Source organism: Sphingopyxis terrae subsp. terrae NBRC 15098 (genome assembly GCF_001598815.1).
Taxonomy (GTDB): Bacteria; Pseudomonadota; Alphaproteobacteria; order Sphingomonadales; family Sphingomonadaceae; genus Sphingopyxis; species Sphingopyxis terrae.
The window spans coordinates 439974-459852 of record NZ_BCZQ01000003.1 but is presented as its reverse complement, the minus strand read 5'-3'; the positions used below and the strand labels follow the sequence as shown (position 1 = coordinate 459852).

Annotated in this window: 18 protein-coding genes; 6 read left to right on the top strand and 12 right to left on the bottom strand. The window is 67.2% G+C overall.

The genetic code is table 11. From position 1 onward, the window contains the following. Position 1: 1 nt before the first annotated feature. On the bottom strand, positions 2-718 hold the full coding sequence (locus tag STE01S_RS02280) for a hypothetical protein (protein ID WP_062764392.1): 717 nt from the start codon (positions 716-718) through the stop codon (positions 2-4). Positions 719-735: 17 nt separating this feature from the next. Beyond that, positions 736-1458, bottom strand: coding sequence for a ParA family protein (locus STE01S_RS02275; RefSeq protein WP_003048766.1), 723 nt, complete (start codon positions 1456-1458; stop codon positions 736-738). A gap of 258 nt (positions 1459-1716) precedes the next feature. On the opposite strand from STE01S_RS02275, the gene STE01S_RS02270 reads away from it, so the two are divergent. Continuing rightward, positions 1717-2901 carry an SPOR domain-containing protein gene (locus tag STE01S_RS02270; protein ID WP_062764391.1) on the top strand — a complete coding sequence of 395 codons (1185 nt, stop codon included), beginning with the start codon at positions 1717-1719 and terminating at the stop codon, positions 2899-2901. Positions 2902-2943: 42 nt separating this feature from the next. Here the strand turns inward: STE01S_RS02270 and STE01S_RS02265 are convergent, their stop codons facing one another. Continuing rightward, a complete protein-coding gene (locus STE01S_RS02265) occupies positions 2944-4335 on the bottom strand; it encodes a DUF1254 domain-containing protein (RefSeq protein WP_062764389.1) in 1392 nt (463 codons plus the stop codon). Between the two features lie 131 nt (positions 4336-4466). On the opposite strand from STE01S_RS02265, the gene STE01S_RS02260 reads away from it, so the two are divergent. Beyond that, on the top strand, positions 4467-5207 hold the full coding sequence (locus STE01S_RS02260; RefSeq protein ID WP_062764387.1) for a Crp/Fnr family transcriptional regulator: 741 nt from the start codon (positions 4467-4469) through the stop codon (positions 5205-5207). Between the two features lie 75 nt (positions 5208-5282). Here the strand turns inward: STE01S_RS02260 and STE01S_RS02255 are convergent, their stop codons facing one another. Genes STE01S_RS02255 through STE01S_RS02235 form a run of 5 tightly spaced genes read right to left on the bottom strand, consistent with a single transcriptional unit; the run spans position 5283 to position 10218 of the window. Then, positions 5283-5540, bottom strand: a complete 258-nt coding sequence (locus STE01S_RS02255) for an ATP synthase F1 subunit epsilon (protein ID WP_003043394.1) — start codon at positions 5538-5540, stop codon at positions 5283-5285. Positions 5541-5587: 47 nt separating this feature from the next. After that, entirely contained in the window at positions 5588-7126 is a 1539-nt protein-coding gene (gene atpD / locus STE01S_RS02250; protein ID WP_082813183.1) for a F0F1 ATP synthase subunit beta, read from the bottom strand. A gap of 24 nt (positions 7127-7150) precedes the next feature. Then, positions 7151-8026, bottom strand: coding sequence for a F0F1 ATP synthase subunit gamma (locus STE01S_RS02245; protein ID WP_003043390.1), 876 nt, complete (start codon positions 8024-8026; stop codon positions 7151-7153). 57 nt (positions 8027-8083) lie between these two features. Then, positions 8084-9613, bottom strand: a complete 1530-nt coding sequence (gene atpA, locus STE01S_RS02240; protein WP_003043389.1) for a F0F1 ATP synthase subunit alpha — start codon at positions 9611-9613, stop codon at positions 8084-8086. Between the two features lie 38 nt (positions 9614-9651). After that, positions 9652-10218 carry a F0F1 ATP synthase subunit delta gene (locus STE01S_RS02235; RefSeq protein ID WP_058811089.1) on the bottom strand — a complete coding sequence of 189 codons (567 nt, stop codon included), beginning with the start codon at positions 10216-10218 and terminating at the stop codon, positions 9652-9654. A 260-nt stretch (positions 10219-10478) separates the two neighbouring features. On the opposite strand from STE01S_RS02235, the gene STE01S_RS02230 reads away from it, so the two are divergent. Further along, on the top strand, positions 10479-11168 hold the full coding sequence (locus STE01S_RS02230; protein ID WP_062764385.1) for a dienelactone hydrolase family protein: 690 nt from the start codon (positions 10479-10481) through the stop codon (positions 11166-11168). Between the two features lie 27 nt (positions 11169-11195). On the opposite strand, the gene STE01S_RS02225 is transcribed toward STE01S_RS02230, so the two are convergent. After that, complete coding sequence (locus STE01S_RS02225; protein WP_062764383.1) at positions 11196-12755, bottom strand: S1C family serine protease; 1560 nt, start codon at positions 12753-12755, stop codon at positions 11196-11198. 36 nt (positions 12756-12791) lie between these two features. Further along, positions 12792-13613 carry a DUF2306 domain-containing protein gene (locus STE01S_RS02220; RefSeq protein ID WP_062764381.1) on the bottom strand — a complete coding sequence of 274 codons (822 nt, stop codon included), beginning with the start codon at positions 13611-13613 and terminating at the stop codon, positions 12792-12794. Between the two features lie 160 nt (positions 13614-13773). Between STE01S_RS02220 and STE01S_RS02215 the strand changes: the two genes are divergently transcribed. Genes STE01S_RS02215 through STE01S_RS02205 form a run of 3 tightly spaced genes read left to right on the top strand, consistent with a single transcriptional unit; the run spans position 13774 to position 16057 of the window. Then, complete coding sequence (locus STE01S_RS02215) at positions 13774-14271, top strand: DUF1203 domain-containing protein (RefSeq protein ID WP_082813182.1); 498 nt, start codon at positions 13774-13776, stop codon at positions 14269-14271. Beyond that, positions 14268-15302: a bifunctional transcriptional activator/DNA repair enzyme AdaA gene (locus STE01S_RS02210; RefSeq protein ID WP_082813181.1), complete on the top strand. Its 1035-nt coding sequence runs from the start codon at positions 14268-14270 to the stop codon at positions 15300-15302. Before STE01S_RS02215 ends, STE01S_RS02210 begins: the two co-directional genes overlap by 4 nt. Next, positions 15299-16057 (top strand): isocitrate lyase/PEP mutase family protein, encoded by a 759-nt coding sequence (locus tag STE01S_RS02205; RefSeq protein ID WP_062764378.1) that lies wholly within the window; start codon positions 15299-15301, stop codon positions 16055-16057. Before STE01S_RS02210 ends, STE01S_RS02205 begins: the two co-directional genes overlap by 4 nt. Here the strand turns inward: STE01S_RS02205 and STE01S_RS02200 are convergent. Together STE01S_RS02200 and STE01S_RS02195 are read right to left on the bottom strand one after the other, a co-directional pair. Further along, positions 16051-17631 carry an alpha/beta hydrolase gene (locus STE01S_RS02200; protein WP_062764376.1) on the bottom strand — a complete coding sequence of 527 codons (1581 nt, stop codon included), beginning with the start codon at positions 17629-17631 and terminating at the stop codon, positions 16051-16053. The genes STE01S_RS02205 and STE01S_RS02200 overlap by 7 nt on opposite strands. A 46-nt stretch (positions 17632-17677) precedes the next feature. Then, a complete protein-coding gene (locus STE01S_RS02195; protein ID WP_062764374.1) occupies positions 17678-19846 on the bottom strand; it encodes a primosomal protein N' in 2169 nt (722 codons plus the stop codon). Between the last annotated feature and the right edge of the window lie 33 nt (positions 19847-19879).

Here is a 19879-nt window from a genome sequence, read left to right as displayed (position 1 = left end):
ATCAGGCCGACTTGCGCAGCGGGCGCGCGGCGGGCAGGCGGCTCGCCATCGCGTCGATTTCGGGCAAGGCCGACAGATAATCGTCGAGCAGTTCGGTCAGGATCGTCTGCGCCGACCGGTTCGTCACCGCACTTGCAAGCCGCAGGCGCAGATGGCGTTCGGCGTCGAGGCGGAGCGTGAACGCCGCCTTTTCGCGGGCGCGCTGCGTTCGCGGCGCCTTGTCCTTCTTCGCCTTGGGTTCGGGCCGCGCCTCGACCTTGCGGGCGACGGCCGCGACGCGCTCGATCAGCGATTCCTGCTGGCGAACGATTTCGGGAACTTCGACTGCTTCGGGAGCAAAGTCGGCCGCGGGCGCGCCCGTCAGATCGACCGGCGTCGGATCGAGCGGCGCCATGTCGGCGGGCGCCAGGTCGGCCGCTTCTTCGGTGATCAGTTCGTGGCCGGTGCTGGCGTCGACCGCATGTTCGGCGGCGGCATTATGATCGAGCACCGATCCGGCGAGCAGCGGCTTCAGATCGACCATGCGTGCCGGTTCCGACGACTGCTGCGGGTCGACATCATAGCCCATGTCGTTCCAGCCCAGATCGTCATAGCCCTGCTGACCGAAGGTCGCTGCCGGGCCGCTGCCGAGCGGCTGGCGGCGCATGGCAGGCCGTGCAGCGCCCTTGCGGGCCAGTAGTCCGGCGCTCAGCGATGCGAGGGGTTTGGGTTCGCCCATTTTTTCTACTCCCCCGTTCACTGGCCGGCCATGCGGCGGCCGAAACCGCCGCCCATCGGGCGGACGGTGCCGTAGCCGGGCTGTGCCGGCATCGGAGCGGAGAAGACGGTGCGGCGGAAATTCTTTTCCAGCCGGTCGTTGATGTAGGTCCAAAGCTGGCGGATCTCGTCGGCCGAACGGCTGTTCGGATCGACCTCCATCACCGTGCGGCCATCGATCATCGAAGCCGCATAATCGGTGCGATGGTGTAGCGTCACCGGCGCGACGGTGCCGTGCTGCGACAGCGCAACCGCCGCTTCGCTGGTGATCTTGGCTTTCGGGGTTGCCGCGTTGACGACGAACACCAGCGGCTTGCCCGCGCGTTCGCACAGGTCGACGGTGGCACCGACGGCGCGCAGGTCGTGCGGGCTCGGACGCGTCGGGACGACGATCAGTTCGGCGACCGAAATCACGCTCTGGATTGCCATAGTGATCGCGGGCGGGGTGTCGATGACCGCGAGCTTGAAGCCCTGCTGGCGCAAAATCTCGAGATCGGAGGCCAGCCGCGCGACCGTCGTTTGCGCAAAGGCCGGCAGATCGGTCTCGCGTTCGTTCCACCAGTCGGCCAGCGAACCCTGCGGATCGATGTCGATCAGGACGACCGGACCGGCGCCTGCAAGCTGGGCCTGCACCGCCAGATGCCCCGACAGGGTCGTCTTGCCCGACCCGCCCTTTTGTGAAGCCAATGCCAGAACGCGCACTGCTGTCCCCCTGATAAAATCAACGAATTGGCGGGGGAATGCCATGCAGGGAGCTAAAATTGGGTTAACGATGATAAAAAGAAGGTGAACGAATTGCGCAGAAACAAGGTTAACAAGGCGTCAGCAACGACCTGTACCGAAGCGGGGCAACTTCGGTCCGCCCGGCCCCTATGCTAAGGGGCTGTTAGCCATTTGGGGCTAGGACCGGCTCCCGCGACTGCCGCCCGCCCGGTGCGGCGCAAGTCATTGGAGAATAAGATGCGTTCATTTCGCACCGCGCTGCGCCTCGCGCTTCCGATCGCTTCGGCCCTTGCGCTCGCGATGCCCGCCCAAGCCGATGTCAAGGATGGCGTCGATGCGTGGCAGGCTGGCGATTTCGCGAAGGCGGTGGCCGAATGGCGGCCGCTGGCGCTCGCCGGCGATGCCGATGCGCAGTTCAATCTGGGGCAGGCGTACAAGCTCGGGCGCGGCGTGCCCGTCGATCTGACGCAGGCCGAAAGCTGGTATCGCCGCGCCGCAAAACAGGGCCATCTGCAGGCCGAGGATAATCTCGGCCTCGTCATCTTCACCGCCGGGCGGCAAAAGGAAGCCATGCCCTATATCATCCGCTCGGCCGAACGCGGCGAACCGCGTGCGCAATATGTGCTCGGCACCGCGCTGTTCAACGGCGACCTCATCGCCAAGGACTGGCCGCGCAGCTACGCGTTGACCAAGCGCGCGAGCGACGCCGGACTGACCGTCGCTTCGGCGCGCCTGGTCCAGCTCGACCAGCTCGTCCCCCTCGATCAGCGCCAGCGCGGGCTGGCGATGCTGCCGCAGATGGAAAAGGACGAAACGCGCGCGCGGCTCGCGGCGGTCAGTGCTGGCGCCCCGGCGCCCGATGCAGCGCCCGCGCCGACGATCCGCACCGCCAGCCTGCCGGCCTCCGAACCGGGCGCGAGCTATACGCCGCCGCCGCTCATCGAGCCGCAGCCCTCCGCCACGAAGCCCGCCAAGGCGCGCGACGCCGCCACCGCCGCGAGCGAAGCGACCGCCGATGCCGTCGCCGCGACGGCCGCCGCCAAGCCGGGGACCAGCTATGCTGCGCCGCCGCTGGCGGGCCCGCTGCCGGCAACCCCGGCCGCGGCTCCGGCGCCCAAGCGTATCCGCGTCGAACCGGCGGCGACGCCCGATGCCGCGCCCAAGCCCGCGCCGGTGCGCGCCGCAACTGCCGGCCCCTGGCGCGCACAGCTCGGCGCCTTTGCGGTTGATGGCAACGCGAAGAAATTGTGGGCGGCGCTGGCGCGCAAATATCCCGCCGTTGCGGCCCAGACCCCCGCCTATGTCAAGGCGGGGTCGGTCACGCGCCTTCACGCCACCGGCTTTACGACCCGCGCCGACGCCCAAGGCTTTTGCGCCACGCTCCAGAAGAGCGGACAGGCCTGCCTCGTCGTCGACAAATAGCCGTCGGCGCGGCAGACCCGCTTCGCGTTACCTCAACTCGCTTCAGGGCAGCCGCTTGATTGCGGGCGGCGTCCAGCGGCCTTCGCGGGCCGCGCGCTCGGGCAGGTAGAGGCGCAGGTTCATCGAAAAGGACCCGGCGGGGGCGGGCAGCCAGTTGGCCTGTTTGTCGGCGCCGGGGTCATCCTTCTGGATATAGAGGTCGAGCGATCCGTCGGCATTGAACGCCAGCTTGTCGCGATCGCCGATCGCATAGCGGTCGATCGGATTGTCGACGAAGAACTGATCTTCGCCATACATGGTCAGCGACCAGAAGGCGTCGGCGGGCGGAAGCTGGTCCTTGTCGAAATGCAGCACATAGCGTGCGGCACCGGTCAGCGGCTTGCCCTCGCTGTCGAGCGGCGCCATCGGGTAGATGGCTTCCTCGGGCGGCAGCGCACCCAGCCCGGCATAGGCAACGAAGGCGCGTTGCAGATAGTCATTGCCATAAACGCCCAGCGCATTGCCCAGCGCGACCCAATTGTTGCGCGTCAGCGCCAGCCGTTTACGGCGATCGAGCATCCGCTGATAGGCGTCGGCCGCGGCGCGCGTCAGGCCGCGCTGGACCGCCGGATCGGCCTTTGCGAGGTCGAAATCCTGCCCCGGAACCAGCCCCACGCGCTCCATGCGCAGCAGGATCGCGTAATCGGTCGCGTGCGGCGGATTGCGCTTCATCACCTCGGCGAAGCGCGCGAAAAAGGCGCCGGGCGTCATCTGTGCGACCTGGACCACCGGCGGCGTCTTCATGTCGACGCTGCTGTCGACCGTCGGCATCGTGGCGGCGCGCGGTTTGCCCCATTGCGACAGCGGCGCAGCATCATAGCCTGCCTGCAGGCGGTGGACATGGTCGTAATCGGCGGGGCCGTTGGTTTGGATGCGCCCGATGATCCACCCCATGTCGGTCGGGCTGCGCACCATCCGCATGCCCTGGGGCAGCTTGCCCTGCCAATGCGGACCGACCAGCGCGACGGTACCGCCGTCGTTGCCGGTCGTGCGCGTACCCAGCGATGCGAACACTTCGGTCCACATGTCCATGATCGGCACGACATGATAGCGGCTGGCGGTCTTCGGCAGCGTCAGGACGAGCGGTTCCTTGCCCACGTCATACCATAGCGAGGAATAGAGCGTGTCGGCGTTGGGGCGCACGACATCCTTGAAGGTCGCGTCGGGATAGGTCTGCATGTGCGAGAAATCGTTCATCGGCGCGCGCAGCCGTCCGGGCGCACCGGCATTGGTCGAGACGCGTCGGGTCGTGTCCATCAGCACCATCGGATAGCCATAGGTATAGGCGTCGAGGCCGATCTCATAGGCCTCCTCCTCGCTCGCCGGAGCCGCCTGCACGGCCGTGCCCGACAGCGTGCTCGCGAGCATCGCCAGCAGCGCCAACAGATATTTCATCGCACCTCACTCCTCTTTCCACTTTGCATGGACGCCGTAGCGGGGCGGGCGGGCGCAGTCTGTCATCGGGGCGACAATCTCGTTAGGAAAATTGCCGCCGCAGCCTACTATGCGCGGCGGGAGGAGAGGCCATGGCATCGCAGTCGCGGGAAAGCGTGGGGGAAGGCACAGCGCCGGCGCACGGCGACCGGCTGGCCGTGCTGCGCCGCTGCCCGCTCTTCGCTGCCTGGCCGGAGGCGCGGCTTGCCGACCTTGCCCGCATCGCGCGCACCGCCGACTATCCGCGCGGCGCCGAAATCTTCGCGCGCGATCCCGAACAACGCGACATTTTCGTGATCGCGGCAGGCGGGGTCGAGGTCAGCCGCGGCAGCGCCGCCGGACGCAAGTTCGTGCTCAGCCTGTCGGGGCCGTTCGAGGTGCTCGCGCTTGTTCGCTTGCTCGACGATCCGCCGATCCGCTTCGCCTACCGCGCGCATATGGATACGACGCTGGTGCATCTGCCGGTCGCCGGGCTGCGCGCGATCCTCGACGCCGATCCGATCCTGTGGCGCGACATCGCGCTGCTGATGTGCGCGCGGCAGGGTGACAGCCTGCGGCTGCTCAACGACCAGCAGCTCGGATCGCTCGACCAGCGTATGGCGTGGACGCTCGCCGACCTCGCGCGCATCCACGGCATCGCGGGCGAACAGGGGACCGACGTGGGCTTGCGATTGCCGCAGGAGCAGTTGGGCGCGATGCTCGGCGTCACGCGCCAGAGCGTGAACAAGCTGCTGCGCGGTTTCGAGGAGGCGGGGCTGATCGCAATCGATTACAACCGCATCACCATCCGCGACCCCGCGGCGCTCGATCGCCTCGCGGCGCAGCGCGATTAGGCGACCTGCCCCGGCACCGCCGACAAAAAAAGGGGCCGCAAGGCCCCTTTTCGATCCGGCAAGCGACGCGCGGCGTCAGCCGGCGATATGTTCGGCGAGGACGGTGAGGCCGGCTTCGTTCACTTCGGCAAAGCCGCCTTCGACCTCGATCGTTTCGGGCTGGGCGCCGTTCGTCGCATAGATGGTCAGCGGGCCGTTGCGCAACGTCGCCATGAAGGGCGCATGGCCTTCGAGCACCGAGAAATCGCCTTCGCTGCCCGGCACGGTGACCATATAGACGTCGCTCGACCGCTCGAGGCGGGCGGGGGTAACGAGTTCGAACTTCAGAGCCATATCTCTATTCCTACAACCCCTCCCCCGAAAGGGAGGGGCCGTTATCCTCAGGCCGCGTCTTCGGCGAGCTTCGCGGCCTTGGCGACCGCTTCGTCGATACCGCCGACCATGTAGAAGGCCGCTTCGGGGAGATGGTCGTATTCGCCATCGACGACGGCCTTGAACGACTTCACCGTTTCCTCGATCGGCACGAACTTGCCGGGGATGCCGGTGAAGACTTCGGCGACGTGGAACGGCTGCGACAGGAAGCGCTGGATCTTGCGTGCGCGGGCGACGACCAGCTTATCTTCTTCCGAAAGCTCGTCCATGCCCAGGATCGCGATGATGTCCTGCAGCGATTTGTACTTCTGCAGCGTTTCCTGAACGCGGCGGGCGGTTTCGTAATGCTCCTGGCCGACCGTCGCGGCGGTCAGAACGCGGCTGGTCGAGTCGAGCGGGTCGACCGCCGGATAGATGCCAAGCTCCGAAATCGCGCGGCTCAGCGTCGTGGTCGCGTCCAAGTGGGCGAACGAGGTGGCGGGAGCCGGGTCGGTCAAGTCGTCCGCCGGGACGTAAATGGCCTGCACCGAGGTAATCGAGCCCTTGGTGGTCGAGGTGATGCGTTCCTGCAACGCGCCCATGTCGGTCGACAGCGTCGGCTGATAGCCCACGGCCGAGGGAATACGGCCGAGCAGCGCCGACACTTCCGAACCCGCCTGGGTAAAGCGGAAGATATTGTCGACGAAGAACAGAACGTCCTGGCCTTCCTGGTCGCGGAAATATTCGGCCATGGTCAGGCCCGAGAGAGCCACGCGAGCGCGGGCGCCCGGGGGCTCGTTCATCTGGCCGAACACCAGCGCCACCTTCGACCCGTCGGGGGTGGGGTTGCCGTCGGCGTCCTTGGCGATAACGCCGGCGTCGAGGAATTCGTGGTAGAGGTCGTTGCCTTCGCGGGTGCGTTCACCGACGCCCGCGAACACCGACACGCCGCCGTGGCCCTTGGCGATGTTGTTGATCAGTTCCTGAATAAGAACGGTCTTGCCGACCCCGGCGCCGCCGAACAGGCCGATCTTGCCGCCCTTGGCGTAGGGCGCGATCAGGTCGATGACCTTGATGCCGGTGACCAGGATCGCCGCTTCGGTCGACTGGTCAACGAATTCGGGAGCCTTGGCGTGGATCGGTGCGGTCATGTCGCTGTTCACCGGGCCGCGCTCGTCGATCGGGTCGCCGATGACGTTGAGGATGCGGCCAAGCGTCTGCGGGCCGACGGGAACCGAAATCTGCGCGCCGGTGTCGGTGACGGGCTGGCCGCGGGTCAGGCCGTCGGTCGCGTCCATCGCGATCGTGCGGACGGTGTTCTCGCCAAGGTGCTGCGCGACTTCGAGGACGAGGCGGTTGCCATTGTTGTCGGTTTCGAGCGCGTTCAGAATGGCGGGCAGCGGGCCGGTGAACTGGACGTCGACGACGGCGCCGATGACCTGTGCGACGCGGCCGGTCGCGGTGCCGGTCGCAGCAGCCTTCGGCGCAGCGGCCTTCTTCGGCGCAGCAGCCTTGGGCGCGGCGGCCTTCTTGGCGGGAGCCTTCTTTTCAGCGGGAGCGGTAGCCATGGTCTTCTTCCTTGGGTTGATCGATTAGAGCGCTTCGGCGCCCGCGATAATCTCGATAAGTTCGGTGGTGATCGCCGCCTGACGCGTGCGGTTGTAAACGATGGTCAGCTTGTTGATCAGCTCGCCCGCGTTGCGCGTCGCATTGTCCATCGCGGTCATCGACGCGCCCTGTTCGGACGCGGCGTTTTCAAGGAGGCCCTTGAAGATCTGGATGGTGACGTTGCGCGGCAAGAGGTCGGCAAGGATCTCTTCCTCGCCCGGTTCATATTCGACCGCGGCGCCGCTCGACGCCGGAACGTCGGCCGGCGGCGGAACCGGGATCATCTGCTGGCCGGTCGCGATCTGGAGCAGCGCCGAGCGGAACTTCGAATAGAAGAGGTGCGCGACGTCGAAGGCGCCGGCTTCGTAAAGCTCCATCACCTTCGCCGAAATCTCGTTCGCCTGATCGAAGCCGATATCGCGGATGCCGGTCGTTTCATACTGCTCGATGATCTGACCGGGGAAGAGGCGGGCGATCACCGGCCGGCCCTTGCGGCCGACGAGGAAGAAGCGAACCGTCTTGCCTTCGGCCTGCAGCGCCAAAGCCTTGTCGCGTGCCGCCTTGACGATGTTCGAGTTGAACGCGCCGGCAAGGCCGCGGTCGCTGTTGAGCACGACGAGAAGGTGCGTGTCGCTCTTGCCGGTGCCCGACAGCAGCTTGGGCGCCGAATCCGACGCGCCGACCTTGGAGGCGAGGCTGGCGACGACGCCTTCGAGCCGCTCGGCGTAAGGACGCGCAGCTTCGGCCGCGGCCTGCGCCTTGCGCAGCTTGGCGGCGGCGACCATCTTCTTGGCCTTGGTGATCTTCTGGGTCGATTTGACCGAGACGATCCGCCCTTTGAGTTCCTTAAGCGATGCCATTACGGCCCCTCTTGTTCGTCAGCCCGGCGCAGGAGGCCGGGCTCACGGTAACTTGGCTTACGCGAAAATCTTGGCGAAGGCGTCGAGCGCCGCGACCAGGCTCTTCTTGGTGTCGTCGCCAAGATCCTTGGTGTCGCGGATCGCCTTCAGCACGTCGGCATGGTCGCTACGCAGATAGGCGAGCATCGCCGCTTCGTAGCGCGACACGTCGGTCGTCGCGACAGCGTCGAGATAGCCGTTGGTGCCGGCAAAGATCGACGCGGTCTGCTCTTCGAACGGCATCGGCTGGAACTGTGGCTGCTTCAAGAGCTGCGTCAGGCGCGCGCCGCGGTTGAGCAGCTTTTGCGTCGACGCGTCGAGGTCCGAACCGAACTGCGCGAAGGCTTCCATTTCGCGATACTGTGCGAGCTCGAGCTTGATCGAGCCCGACACCTTCTTCATCGCCTTGGTCTGCGCGGCCGAGCCGACGCGGCTCACCGACAGGCCGACGTTGATCGCCGGACGGATACCCGCGTTGAACAGGTTGGTTTCGAGGAAGATCTGGCCGTCGGTGATCGAAATCACGTTGGTCGGGATGTACGCCGAAACGTCACCCGCCTGCGTTTCGATGATCGGCAGCGCGGTGAGCGAGCCCGAACCATTGTCGCTGTTCATCTTCGCAGCGCGCTCGAGCAGGCGGCTGTGGAGATAGAAAACGTCGCCCGGATAGGCTTCGCGGCCCGGCGGGCGGCGGAGCAGCAGCGACATCTGGCGATAGGCGACGGCCTGCTTCGACAGATCGTCATAGACGATCACGGCGTGCATGCCGTTGTCGCGGAAGAACTCGCCCATCGTCACGCCGGCATAGGGGGCGAGATACTGGAGCGGCGCGGGTTCCGACGCAGTCGCAGCGACGACGATCGAATATTCCATCGCGCCATTTTCTTCGAGCTGGCGGACGATCTGCGCGACGGTCGAACGCTTCTGACCGACGGCGACGTAGATGCAGTACAGCTTCTTCGATTCGTCGTCGCCCTTGTTGACGTCCTTCTGGTTGATGAAGGTGTCGATCGCGACGGCGGTCTTGCCGGTCTGACGGTCACCGATGATCAGTTCGCGCTGGCCGCGGCCGACGGGGACGAGCGCGTCGAGCGCCTTGAGGCCGGTCTGGACGGGTTCGTGAACCGAGGTGCGCGGGATGATGCCCGGCGCCTTGACTTCGACGCGCATGCGCTTGTCGGCCTTGATCGGGCCCTTGCCGTCGATCGGGTTGCCGAGGCCATCGACGACGCGGCCGAGCAGACCTTTGCCGACGGGGACGTCGACGATCGTGCCGGTGCGCTTGACGGTGTCGCCTTCCTTGATCTCGCTGTCCGAGCCGAAGATCACGATGCCGACATTGTCGGCTTCGAGGTTGAGCGCCATGCCCTTCACGCCATTGGCGAATTCGACCATCTCGCCGGCCTGGACATTGTCGAGGCCATAGACGCGGGCGATGCCGTCACCGACGGAGAGCACCGAACCGATTTCGCTGACCGTGGCGTCGGTCCCGAAATTGGCGATCTGGTCCTTGATGACCTTGCTGATTTCAGCGGCGCGGATTTCCATTATTCAGCCTTTCATCGGGCAATTTGGCGTCGGGCTGTTCAGCCCTTCATCGCCTGGGCGAAACTGTTGAGACGGGTACGGATGCTGCCGTCGATCAGCTGGCTGCCCAGCTGGACGACGAGGCCGCCGAGAATGGCGGGGTCGACGGTGGTCGCGATCTTCACGTCGCGGCCGACACGGGTCTTGAGGTTGGCGGCGAGCGCTTTCAACTGCTCGGCGCTCAGCGGGTGGGCGCTGGTGACCTTGGCGGTCACTTCGCCGCGGTGCGCCGCGACGATCGCATGATAGGCGTCGATCATCGCGGGCAGATCGGCAAGGCGGCGATTCTCGGCGAGCACGCCCAGGAATTTGGCGGTCAGCGAATCGAGCTTCAGCGCCTTGGCCACTGCCTCGATTGCCTTTTCGGCATCGCCGCGGGTGACGACGGGGCTCGAAATCAGGGTCGCCAGATCGGCCGAATCGGTCAGCGCGGTCTGCAGCGTCGCAAGGCTCGCCTGAACGCCGTCGATCGCCTTCGATTCGCTCGCCAGATCGAACAGCGCACTGGCATAGCGGCCCGCGAGGCCCGCCGTGATGTTGCCCTGAATGCCGCCGGAATTCTCCACGCGCGAAAGTCCTTCTCTACGATCCCGTGGGGGATTTGGTCGCGCGGTTTTCGGGGAAATTCGACGAACCACCCCCGCGCGAAGTCGCGGCGCGCCTAGCAACGATTCTGTTGCAATGCAAGGTGGGGGTGGGAGGAATCCGCTTCACCTTCCGCCCCCCTCTGCGTCGCGCTTGTCGAAGCGCCCGACTTTCTCCAAACAGGTGCGAAACACGGATCGCGCCACGACAGGCGCGGCACGCACGGAAGAGGGCAAGGCCGATGGGCGAAATGATCCGCATGACGATGGACGATGGCGCGGAAATCGCCGTCTATCATGCGCCGGCAGAGGGCGAACGCCGCGGCGGTCTGGTGCTCGTCCAGGAAATCTTCGGGGTCACCGATCATATTCGCGAGCTGTGCGACGAATATGCGGCCGACGGCTATGAGGTGCTGTCGCCCGCGCTGTTCGACCGCGAGCATCCGGGGTTCGAAAGCGACTATTCGGGGCCGCAGTTCGAGCGCGCGGTGCAGCTGGCGCGCGAACTCCATCCGTTCGAGCAGAGCCTGAAGGATGCGCAGACGTGCATCGACGCCCTGAAAGGCGCCAAAATATCTGGGGGGCCGGTCTTCATCACCGGCTATTGCTACGGCGGGTCGGTCGCGTGGCGGATGGCGCAGATCAGCCCCGATCTGGCCGCCGCTTCCTCCTATTACGGCAGCCTCGTCCCGACGATGTTCAAGGACGAGGCGCCGGGGTGCGCCGCCATCGCCCATTTCGGCCGCTTCGACGGCGGCATTCCGATGGAGGGCGTCGAGGCGCTGATCGCGCGCGATCATCCGACCGCGCAAATCTTCGTCTATGAGGCGGGCCACGGCTTCAACAGCGACCGCCGCAAGGATTATCACGAACCGAGCGCCGACCTCGCGCGGGACCGCACGCTGATGCTGTTCAAGGCGTGCGGGGGGTAGCAGTCGCTACCACGGCCCCGCGCCGCATCAGGGCGCTGGCTTTGCTCCCACCCCTGCCGCCGCCTTCTGGCATTGATAGACGAGCCGCTCGTTCGGGCTGGCGGGCAGCACGGCGCGAATCGCCTCCTGCTGCGTCGCCAGGCCAGCAAGCGCGTCGGCGTCGGTGGTGCAGGCCTTCAGCGTGATTCCCGAACGCGCCTCGCGCGCCAGCTTCATCGTGTCCGCATCGAGCAGATAGCGGTCGACGCGATAATCCTTCGCCGCCGGATCGATCGACGCGACGGTCACGGTCGCCTCCTCATTGGGAACCAGGATGCGCTGCCAGCGGCCGTCGGCGCCCATCGCATATTGGGTACGGTCGTTGACGCAGCCGTTCGCGGCGATCGCGACGGGGACGTCGGTGGTCGACGACACGGTAATGCGGCTGCGGTCGGGGCGGATCGTGCAGAGATAATTGCCTTCGGCGAGCTTGGCGCCGTCGGGCTTCGCCGTATCGGCCGTGTCGCCTTCGACCGCGTCGAGCGCCGCATGCGCATCGGGCCGCGTCGCAAAGAGCAGCGCCGCGAACAGCATCAGCGCCGCCCCGGCGCTCCCCGCGATCTTGGCGCCGCGCATATTCTTCTGATTGTAGAAGAGCAGCGCCGCCCCGGCGCCGAGCGCGCCGATCACGAACAGCACCCCGGCAAGCGCCATGCGGTTCTCACGCGCGGTCATCGCCGCTTCCTCGGCGCGCGCGGCCTTGAGGTCATGGTCGAGCTTCGCCGCCTCGTCGCGCGCGGCATTGGCCTGCGCCAGCGCGCGCGCATCGGCTTCCAGCGCGGCGCGGTCGCGGGCGTCGGCCTCGGCCATCGTCAGGCACGGCGTTCCGACGCTCGCGAAACTCTGTCCGGCATCGCCCAGAAAGCGCGTCACCTCGCGCCCCGCGATCGCGAAGGCGAAGGGCGAATCGCCGTCGTCGGCGCGGGTGATGAAGGTGTTGATGCCGACGATGCGCCCGCAACTGTCGACGAGTGGCCCGCCCGAATTGCCGCGCGCGATCTTCGCCGTGTGGACATAGGTGGCGATGCCCTCAATCGCCTGGGTGTTCGACAGATTGCCCTCGCTCCGCACCGGGCTGCGCGGGGTGATATAATCGGTCGCGCTCTGCGCGGTCGCAAGGTCGACATTGCCCGGATAGCCGAGCGCGACGACCTCTGCCCCTGCCTCGAACGGCCCCGAATAGATGACTGCGGCGGGCACGCGCCCCTCGGTCATTTCGATGAGCGCCAGGTCGCGCTTGGTATCGATCGCGATCAGCTTGCCGGCGTAGCTCTTCTGCCCTTCGGAGGGGACGACGCCGAGCGCGACATTGTTCGGATATTTGGCCGCCGATTCGACGACATGGGCGTTGGTGAGGATACGCGTCGGCGAAATGGCGATGCCGCTGCCATGCCCGAAGCCGACCACCTCGCCATCGACCATCGCGACAGTGACGACGCGGACGACGCTGCGCGAAACCGCGCTGATATCGTCAGCGGCGCGGGCGGGAACCGCGAGGGCGACGAGGGCAAGCAGGGGGGCGAGGAAGCGTGCGAGAAGACGGGTCATGGCCGCGAACCTAATCACTGCGCGCGCGAAGGCAAGTTAGAGGTAGGGGCGCCACATCATCAGCCACGCCCCGGCGCTGCCGACCAGAATGACGAGCGCGCTCGTCGCCAGCAGTGCGGTCACGGCGGATCGCGCCGCGGGCTTGCTCCGCGCGCCGGTGCGCAGATAGAGTTCGGTCACGCCGAGCGGTAGCAGCGAGTTGGCGAAGGCCAGAAAGATGTCGAACGGGCCGTCCATCGCCGTGCCGATCCCCGCGCCGCCGGCCGCGATGCCCCATGCCATATAGCCGACGCGCATGAACCAGACCGCGCTCGCCACCGCGAACAGGCGCAGCGTCCAGCGCCGGTGAGCCGCAAACCGGCGCGCCCGCGCATCCCGCCATGCAAGCGCGCCGAAGAGAAGAATGAGCAGCGCATCGAGGCTGATCCCCACCGCGCCCGCCCAGTGCAGCCACGTGCCGCGAACCCAGGTCAGCCAGAGCCCCCCGAGCGCGAGCACCAGGGCGCTGAGCAGATAGAGCCGGCCGTTCCAGCGGTGAACGGCGGGCCAGCGCCCTCGGATCGCCGGGATCAACTGCACCAGCCCGCCGAAGGTGATGACCGCCGCCATCAGCACATGCGCCGCAAAGAAGAGATTGCCGCCCGGATCGCCGGGCACAAAGCCCTTGATCAGCGGCTTGGCATTCCAGGCGGCGAAGTCGCCCGACAAGGACGGCGGGTAGTAGAAGAGCAGGATGAAGGCGGTGAAGAGCAGCTGGCCCGCCGCGATCGACAGGAAGCAGAGGGTCGCGGAAAGCCGGAGCCAGTCGCGCGGCGCCGCCCGCTTCCCGCCGGTTTGCGATAGGTCGATGGTCGCCATTCGATAGTCTCCACTGTGATCCGTCGATGCCGGGGTCTCGAAACTGTTGTTTTGATTGAAAAATTCAGTGGCGCGCGCATCGTCCGGCTTTGAGCGCAAGCATCGGGACGCATCGCCGCGCCTGGCATGACATATCGGCGAGCAGACAAAGGAGCCGCATATGACCTATCGAATGCGCTATCGAATTCAGGGGCTGGACCCCGCGCCTTTCGCCCCGCTTTTCGCGCTCGACGATGAGGCGCTGAGCGCGCGGAACGCCCGCCGCGTCATTGCCACCGCCGACCGCGGTTTTCCGTGCCGGGTCAGCCTGGAGGACGCAAGGGCGGGCGAGGAACTAGTACTGCTGCATCACCTCAGCCACGATGTCGCCACGCCCTATCGCAGCGCCTATGCCATCTATGTCCGGCGCGGCGCGGCGCGCACTATATGGCGCGATCGGACGCCGCCGGTGTTCGAGGGGCGCCCGCTCGCAATGCGCGCCTTTGGTGCCGACGGTATGCTGCAAACCGCGCGGCTCGCAGGGCCGGGCGAAGCCGACGCCGCAATCCGCGACCTGTTCGCGGACGCCGGCATCGCCTATATCGACGCCCATAACGCCGCGTACGGATGCTTCGCCGCGCGGATCGAGCGGGATGCGAGCGAGGGAGCCGAGCCATGAGCGCCGACAGCATGACCGATGCCGATCGCTGGGCGGCGGTGCAGCGCCGCGACCGCGCGCTCGACGGGCGCTTCGTCACCGGCGTGCTGACGACGGGCATCTATTGCCGGCCGAGCTGCGCGGCGCGGCATCCGGCGCGTGCGAATGTCCGCTTCTTCGCCGACGGCACCGCGGCACGCGCCGCAGGGCTACGTCCGTGCAAGCGCTGCCTGCCCGACGATGTCGCGCGCGACGAAGGCGCCGTGATCGCCGCAATCGCCGCGATCAAGGGCAGCGAAGAGCCGCTTGCGCTCGCCGATCTTGCGGCGCGTACCGGCTATTCGCCGACCCATTTTCAGCGCGTCTTCACCCGCCACACCGGCCTGTCGCCAGCCGCCTATGCAAGGGCGCTGCGCGAAGAGCGCGCCCGCGCGGCGTTGAGCGAGGCGGGGCGCGTGACCGACGCCATCTATGACGCGGGCTTTTCGGGGCCGTCGCGCTTTTACGACACGATGGAGGGACGCATGGGAATGACCGCTTCGGCATGGGTGAACGGCGGCAAGGGCGCGACGATTCACTGGGCGGTGGTATCGACGAGCCTTGGCGACATGCTCGTCGCGGCGACCGCAAAGGGCGTGTGCCGCCTGAGCTTCGCCGAAGGACGCGATGCGCTCGAGGCGCGCTTCCCGGCGGCCGAACTGGTCGAAGGCGGCGCCGATTTCACGGCGCTGCTGCAACAGGTGGTCGATGCGGTCGAGGCGCCGGCGGCCGGTTTCGACCATATTCCGATCGACGTGAAGGGCACCGCCTTTCAGGAAGCGGTCTGGCGCGAACTGCGCAAGATACCGGCGGGCGAGACGCGCAGCTACGCCGACATCGCGGCCGCGGTCGGCAAGCCCAAGGCGGTGCGCGCCGCGGGCAGCGCCAACGGCGCCAACAATGTCGCGGTCCTCATCCCGTGCCACCGCGTCGTGCGCAGCGACGGCTCGCTCGGCGGCTATGCCTATGGCCTGCCAATCAAACGCGAACTTCTGAAAAGGGAAATCAAATGACCGACAAAGTTGCGGCCTTCCGCGCTCTTCACATTCCCGGCGACCCGCTGATTCTGGTCAATATCTGGGATGCCGGCAGCGCGAAGGCGGTCGCTGCGGCAGGCGCCAAAGCGATCGCAACCGGAAGTTACGGCGTGGCGGGTGCGCAGGGGCGCGCCGATGGCGAGGATTTTCCGCTCGCCGATGTTTTCGAGAATCTGGCGCGCATCCTGTCGGTCACCGACCTGCCGGTCACGATCGACATGGAATCGGGCTATGGCGCCGATCCTGCCGGCGTCGGCGTCTCGGTCGCGCGGGCAAGGGCGGCGGGAGCGGCTGGGATCAATATGGAGGACCGTATGCCCGGCCGGAACGATCTGCTGCCGATCGCGGAGGCGCAGGCGCGCTACCGTGCCGCGGCCGATACCGGCATTTTCGTAAACGCCCGCTGCGATGTTTTTCGCGGCGCCGATGCGGCGAAGGACGGCGAACGGCTTGTCGCCGCCGTGCTCGAGCGCGCCCGCGCCTATGCCGATGCCGGTGCGGGGTCGCTGTTCGTCCCCTTCCTTGGCGATCCGCGCTGCATCGGCGCGATCTGCGAGGCGTCGCCGCTACCGGTCAATATCCTGCGCGCCAAGGGGGGGCCGACCCATGCCGAACTGGCGGCGCTCGGCGTCGCGCGGATCAGCCACGGGCATCAGCCGTGGGCGGCGGCGATGGCGTGGCTGACCGGTCAGGCGCAGCAGGTGCTGGGCGGCGCCGAACCCGATTATTGAGCGGCCGTTGCGGGCCGCGCCACGGCGTACATTTCCTTTGCCATCGTCTTGGTGAGCGCCCAGCGATCGTCGCCTTCCTTGTAGAGATCGAAGTGGGTGCGGCCGGGAACGAAGCGGAAGCTCGCCTTGGCGCCCAGGCCGTCGAGGACGACCTTCAGCCGCTCGGCTGACTGGTTGAGATAAAAAGTGTCCGCAGTGCCGACGGTCAGATGAATCTTGCCGTCGAGGTCGGGTTTGAGCCGTGCCCAGTCGCGCGCGATGATATGCGCGATGTCATAATGATCGCGCCAATAGGTGACGACGGCGGGGTCGATCTTGCCGGTCGCGCGATCGAACATCGCGCAGGGACGTCCATCGGGGCATTTGGGCGAAAAGACCCAGTCGAAGCTTGCAAGCTGGCCGCCATAGGGGCCGAGTACCGCCTCGAGCCGGGCGAACTGGCGAAAGGTCGCGACGACCTTGCCGTCGTCGCGAACGAGCGGCCGGTCTTTGCCGTCGCTGCCCGCATAGGCATTGGCGGCAGGCGCATAGAGGTCGATATTCGTGAAATCGTGAAAGTCGCTCGGGTCGGGCGCGGTCGGCCAGCTTCCGCCGAACAGCTTGGGATAGGCGACCTGCAACCAGAGCGTCGACCAGCCGCCCGAACTGTGTCCGGTCAGGAAACGGCCCGACGGACGGGCGTCCATGCGATATTTCGCCTCCAGCGCGGGGATTGCCTCGGTCGTCAGCGCCGTACCCCACGGGCCGTTGTTGGCCGAATCGGCAAATTCGTGCGTCCCGGTCGCGATATGATGGTCGAGGAAAACCCAGATCATCGAGGGCAGCTCGCCCTTCGCCATCATCGCGGCGGTGCGCGCGGCGCTTGCCCGCGCGCTGTCGTTCGTGCTGCCGAAACCGCCGTCCGAATAGACAGTGGGATAGGTGTCGCCGCCCCTGGCATAGCCCGGCGGCAAGGCGACCCATCCCTCGATCGCGGTATTGCGTCCCCAGAAACGCGAGAGGGCGGTGCTGTGCACCGAAAGCGGCTCGACCGACGTCAGCCCGGGTTCGATACCCGCCCGCGCCTCGGGCGAAAGTGCGGCAAGCCAGGCTGCAAAATCCTGCCCTGCGATCTCGCGGTCGAGCGACAAGGTCGGCACCGGCCCCGGCAGGCGGGCTTCGACGACGGGTGAGACCAGATCGCCCGCGCCGCGTCCGCCATAGTTATAATCATGGTTGCGGTCGAACACCGCCTGGATGCGATAGGTGCCCGGCGCCAGCGTCGACCAGGCGGCCGGAAAGGCATCGACGTCGGTGCCGACGATTGCGGTCCGGCCCGGCTTGAGGCTGCTCACCTCGATCGCCGCGATCGCCGTGCCGGTCGGCTCGAACGGCGACGTGTCGACCGCGTCCTGGGGTTTTGTGCCGGGCTCGACCTTTTGAGCAAAGACGATCAGGCGCCCGCTGTCATCATCGCCGAGATCTTTGGGCGTGATGACCGGAACCGCGATCGGCTCGGCAAGAAGCGGCGTGGCGCCGACGGCAACGAGGCCGGTGGCGAGGGCGAGCGCAAGGCGCAGGGTCGAGCGGGACATGACCGAGGTCTAGCCCCAATGTCGGCCCTGTAAATGCCGATTCGCCTCAGACGAAACTATAGGGATCGACGTCGATCGCGAGGCGCACCTTTGCTGGCCAATCGATGCTGCTGATCCAGTCGCGGATAGCGCCCTGCAGGTCGAAGCTGCGCGGGGCGTGGAGGAGGAGGCGGAAGCGGTGGCGGCCGCGCAGCATCGCGAGCGGCGCGGGCGCTGGCCCATAGATGGCGAGGCCGTCGGCGACGGGCGCCTTTTCGCCCAGCCGCTGCGCGACACCGCGCGCAACCTCGATATCTTCGGACGAGATGACGAGCGCGGCGAAGCGGCCATAGGGCGGCGCCCCGGCGAATTTGCGCGCCGCCGCTTCGGCGGCATAAAAGCCTTCGCGGTCGTTGGCGACGAGCGCCGCCATGACGGGGGCGTCGGGTACGCGCGTCTGGATCAGCACCTCGCCGGGCTTCACGCCGCGCCCCGCACGTCCCGCGACCTGCGCGATCTGCTGGAAGGTCCGCTCCGCGGCGCGCAGGTCGCCGCCGTCGAGGCCGAGGTCGGCGTCGACCACCCCGACGAGCGTGAGATTGGGGAAATGATAGCCCTTGGTGACGAGCTGGGTGCCGATGATGATGTCGACGAGCCCACCCTCGACCGCCTCGACAAACTCGGCCGCCTTCGCGGGCGACCACAGGGTGTCGCTGGTGACGATCGCGGTGCGCGCCTCAGGAAAGCGTAAGCTCACCTCGTCGGCAACGCGCTCGACGCCGGGGCCGCACGCGACAAGGCTGTCCTCGTCCTCGCATTCGGGGCAGAGGCGCGGCGGCGGCATCACATGACCGCAATGGTGGCAAGCGAGGCGGTGGACGAGCCGGTGCTCGACCATCCACGCGGTGCAGTTCGGGCACTGAATGCGGTGGCCGCAGGTTCGGCACAGCGTCAGCGGCGCAAAGCCGCGGCGGTTGAGGAACAGCAGGCTCTGCTCGCCCTTCTGCAACCGGTCGGCGAGTGCCTCGACGAGCGGCGGCGCGAGCCAGCGGCCGCGATCGGGCGGATCCTGCCGCATGTCGATTGCGGCAAGATCGGGCAGCGTCGCGCCGCCAAAGCGGGCGGGGAGCACGATGTGGCGATAGCGTCCGGCCTCGACCTGCGCGAGGCTTTCGAGCGCGGGGGTCGCGCTCGCAAGGATCACCGGCAAGCCTTCGAAATGGCCGCGCATCACCGCGACGTCGCGCGCGTGATAATGGACGCCATCCTCTTGCTTGAAGCTGGTTTCATGCGCCTCGTCGACGACGATCACGCCCAGATTGGCGTAAGGCAGGAACAGCGCCGAGCGCGCGCCGACGACGATCTTCGCCTCGCCGCTTGCGATCGCGTGCCAGGCGCGCCGCCGCTCGACCGATCGCAGCCCGCTGTGCCACGCCACCGGCTCGCAGCCGAAGCGCGCGGCAAAGCGCGTCAGCATTGGTTCGGTAAGCGCGATCTCGGGGAGCAGGACGAGCGCCTGCCGGCCGGCATCCACGGCGGCGGCAATCGCTTCCATATAGACTTCGGTCTTGCCCGATCCGGTGACGCCGTCGAGCAGCAGCGTCTCGAACCCGCGGGCGGCGACGGCGTCGCGCAATTGCCCGGCAGCGGCCGCCTGTTCGACCGAGAGGTCGGGCGGCGCGAATGCAGAGTCGGGCTCCGGATAGGGCTGATCGGCCGACACGCTCACCGCCTCGAGTGCGCCCGTCTGGACGAGGCCACGGATCACCGCCTCGCTGACTTCGCCCAGTGCCGCGAGTTCGCGCACAATGCCCTGCCGTGCGCCGATCTTTTCGAGCGCAACGGTGCGTTGCGGCGTCATCCGCGCCGGTCGTTCGCCCGTCGCACGATATTCGACGATGGGGCGCCGCGCGTCGGCAAAGGCGGCGCCGGGCAGAACCATGCGCAGCACCGATCCCGGGGGTGCGAGATAATAGTCGCTGGTCCATTCGACGAGGCGGCGCAGCGGGGCGCGGATCGGCGGCACCGGCACGACTTCGAACAAATTGCGCAGGCGGTTGTCGCCGACGGGCTCTGGGGCGCCGAAGCTATCGTCCTCCCACACGGCGCCGCCCAGCCGCCGCGGGCCGAGCGGCGCGACGACGACGCTGCCGAGCGGCGCGTCGCTGCCGTGCGGGACGCGATAGTCGAGCGGGCCGAGGGCGGCGGTCAGAAGGAGGACGCGGGCACGGGTCATGGAAGCGATGACGATATAGGAGCGCGGCGAAAA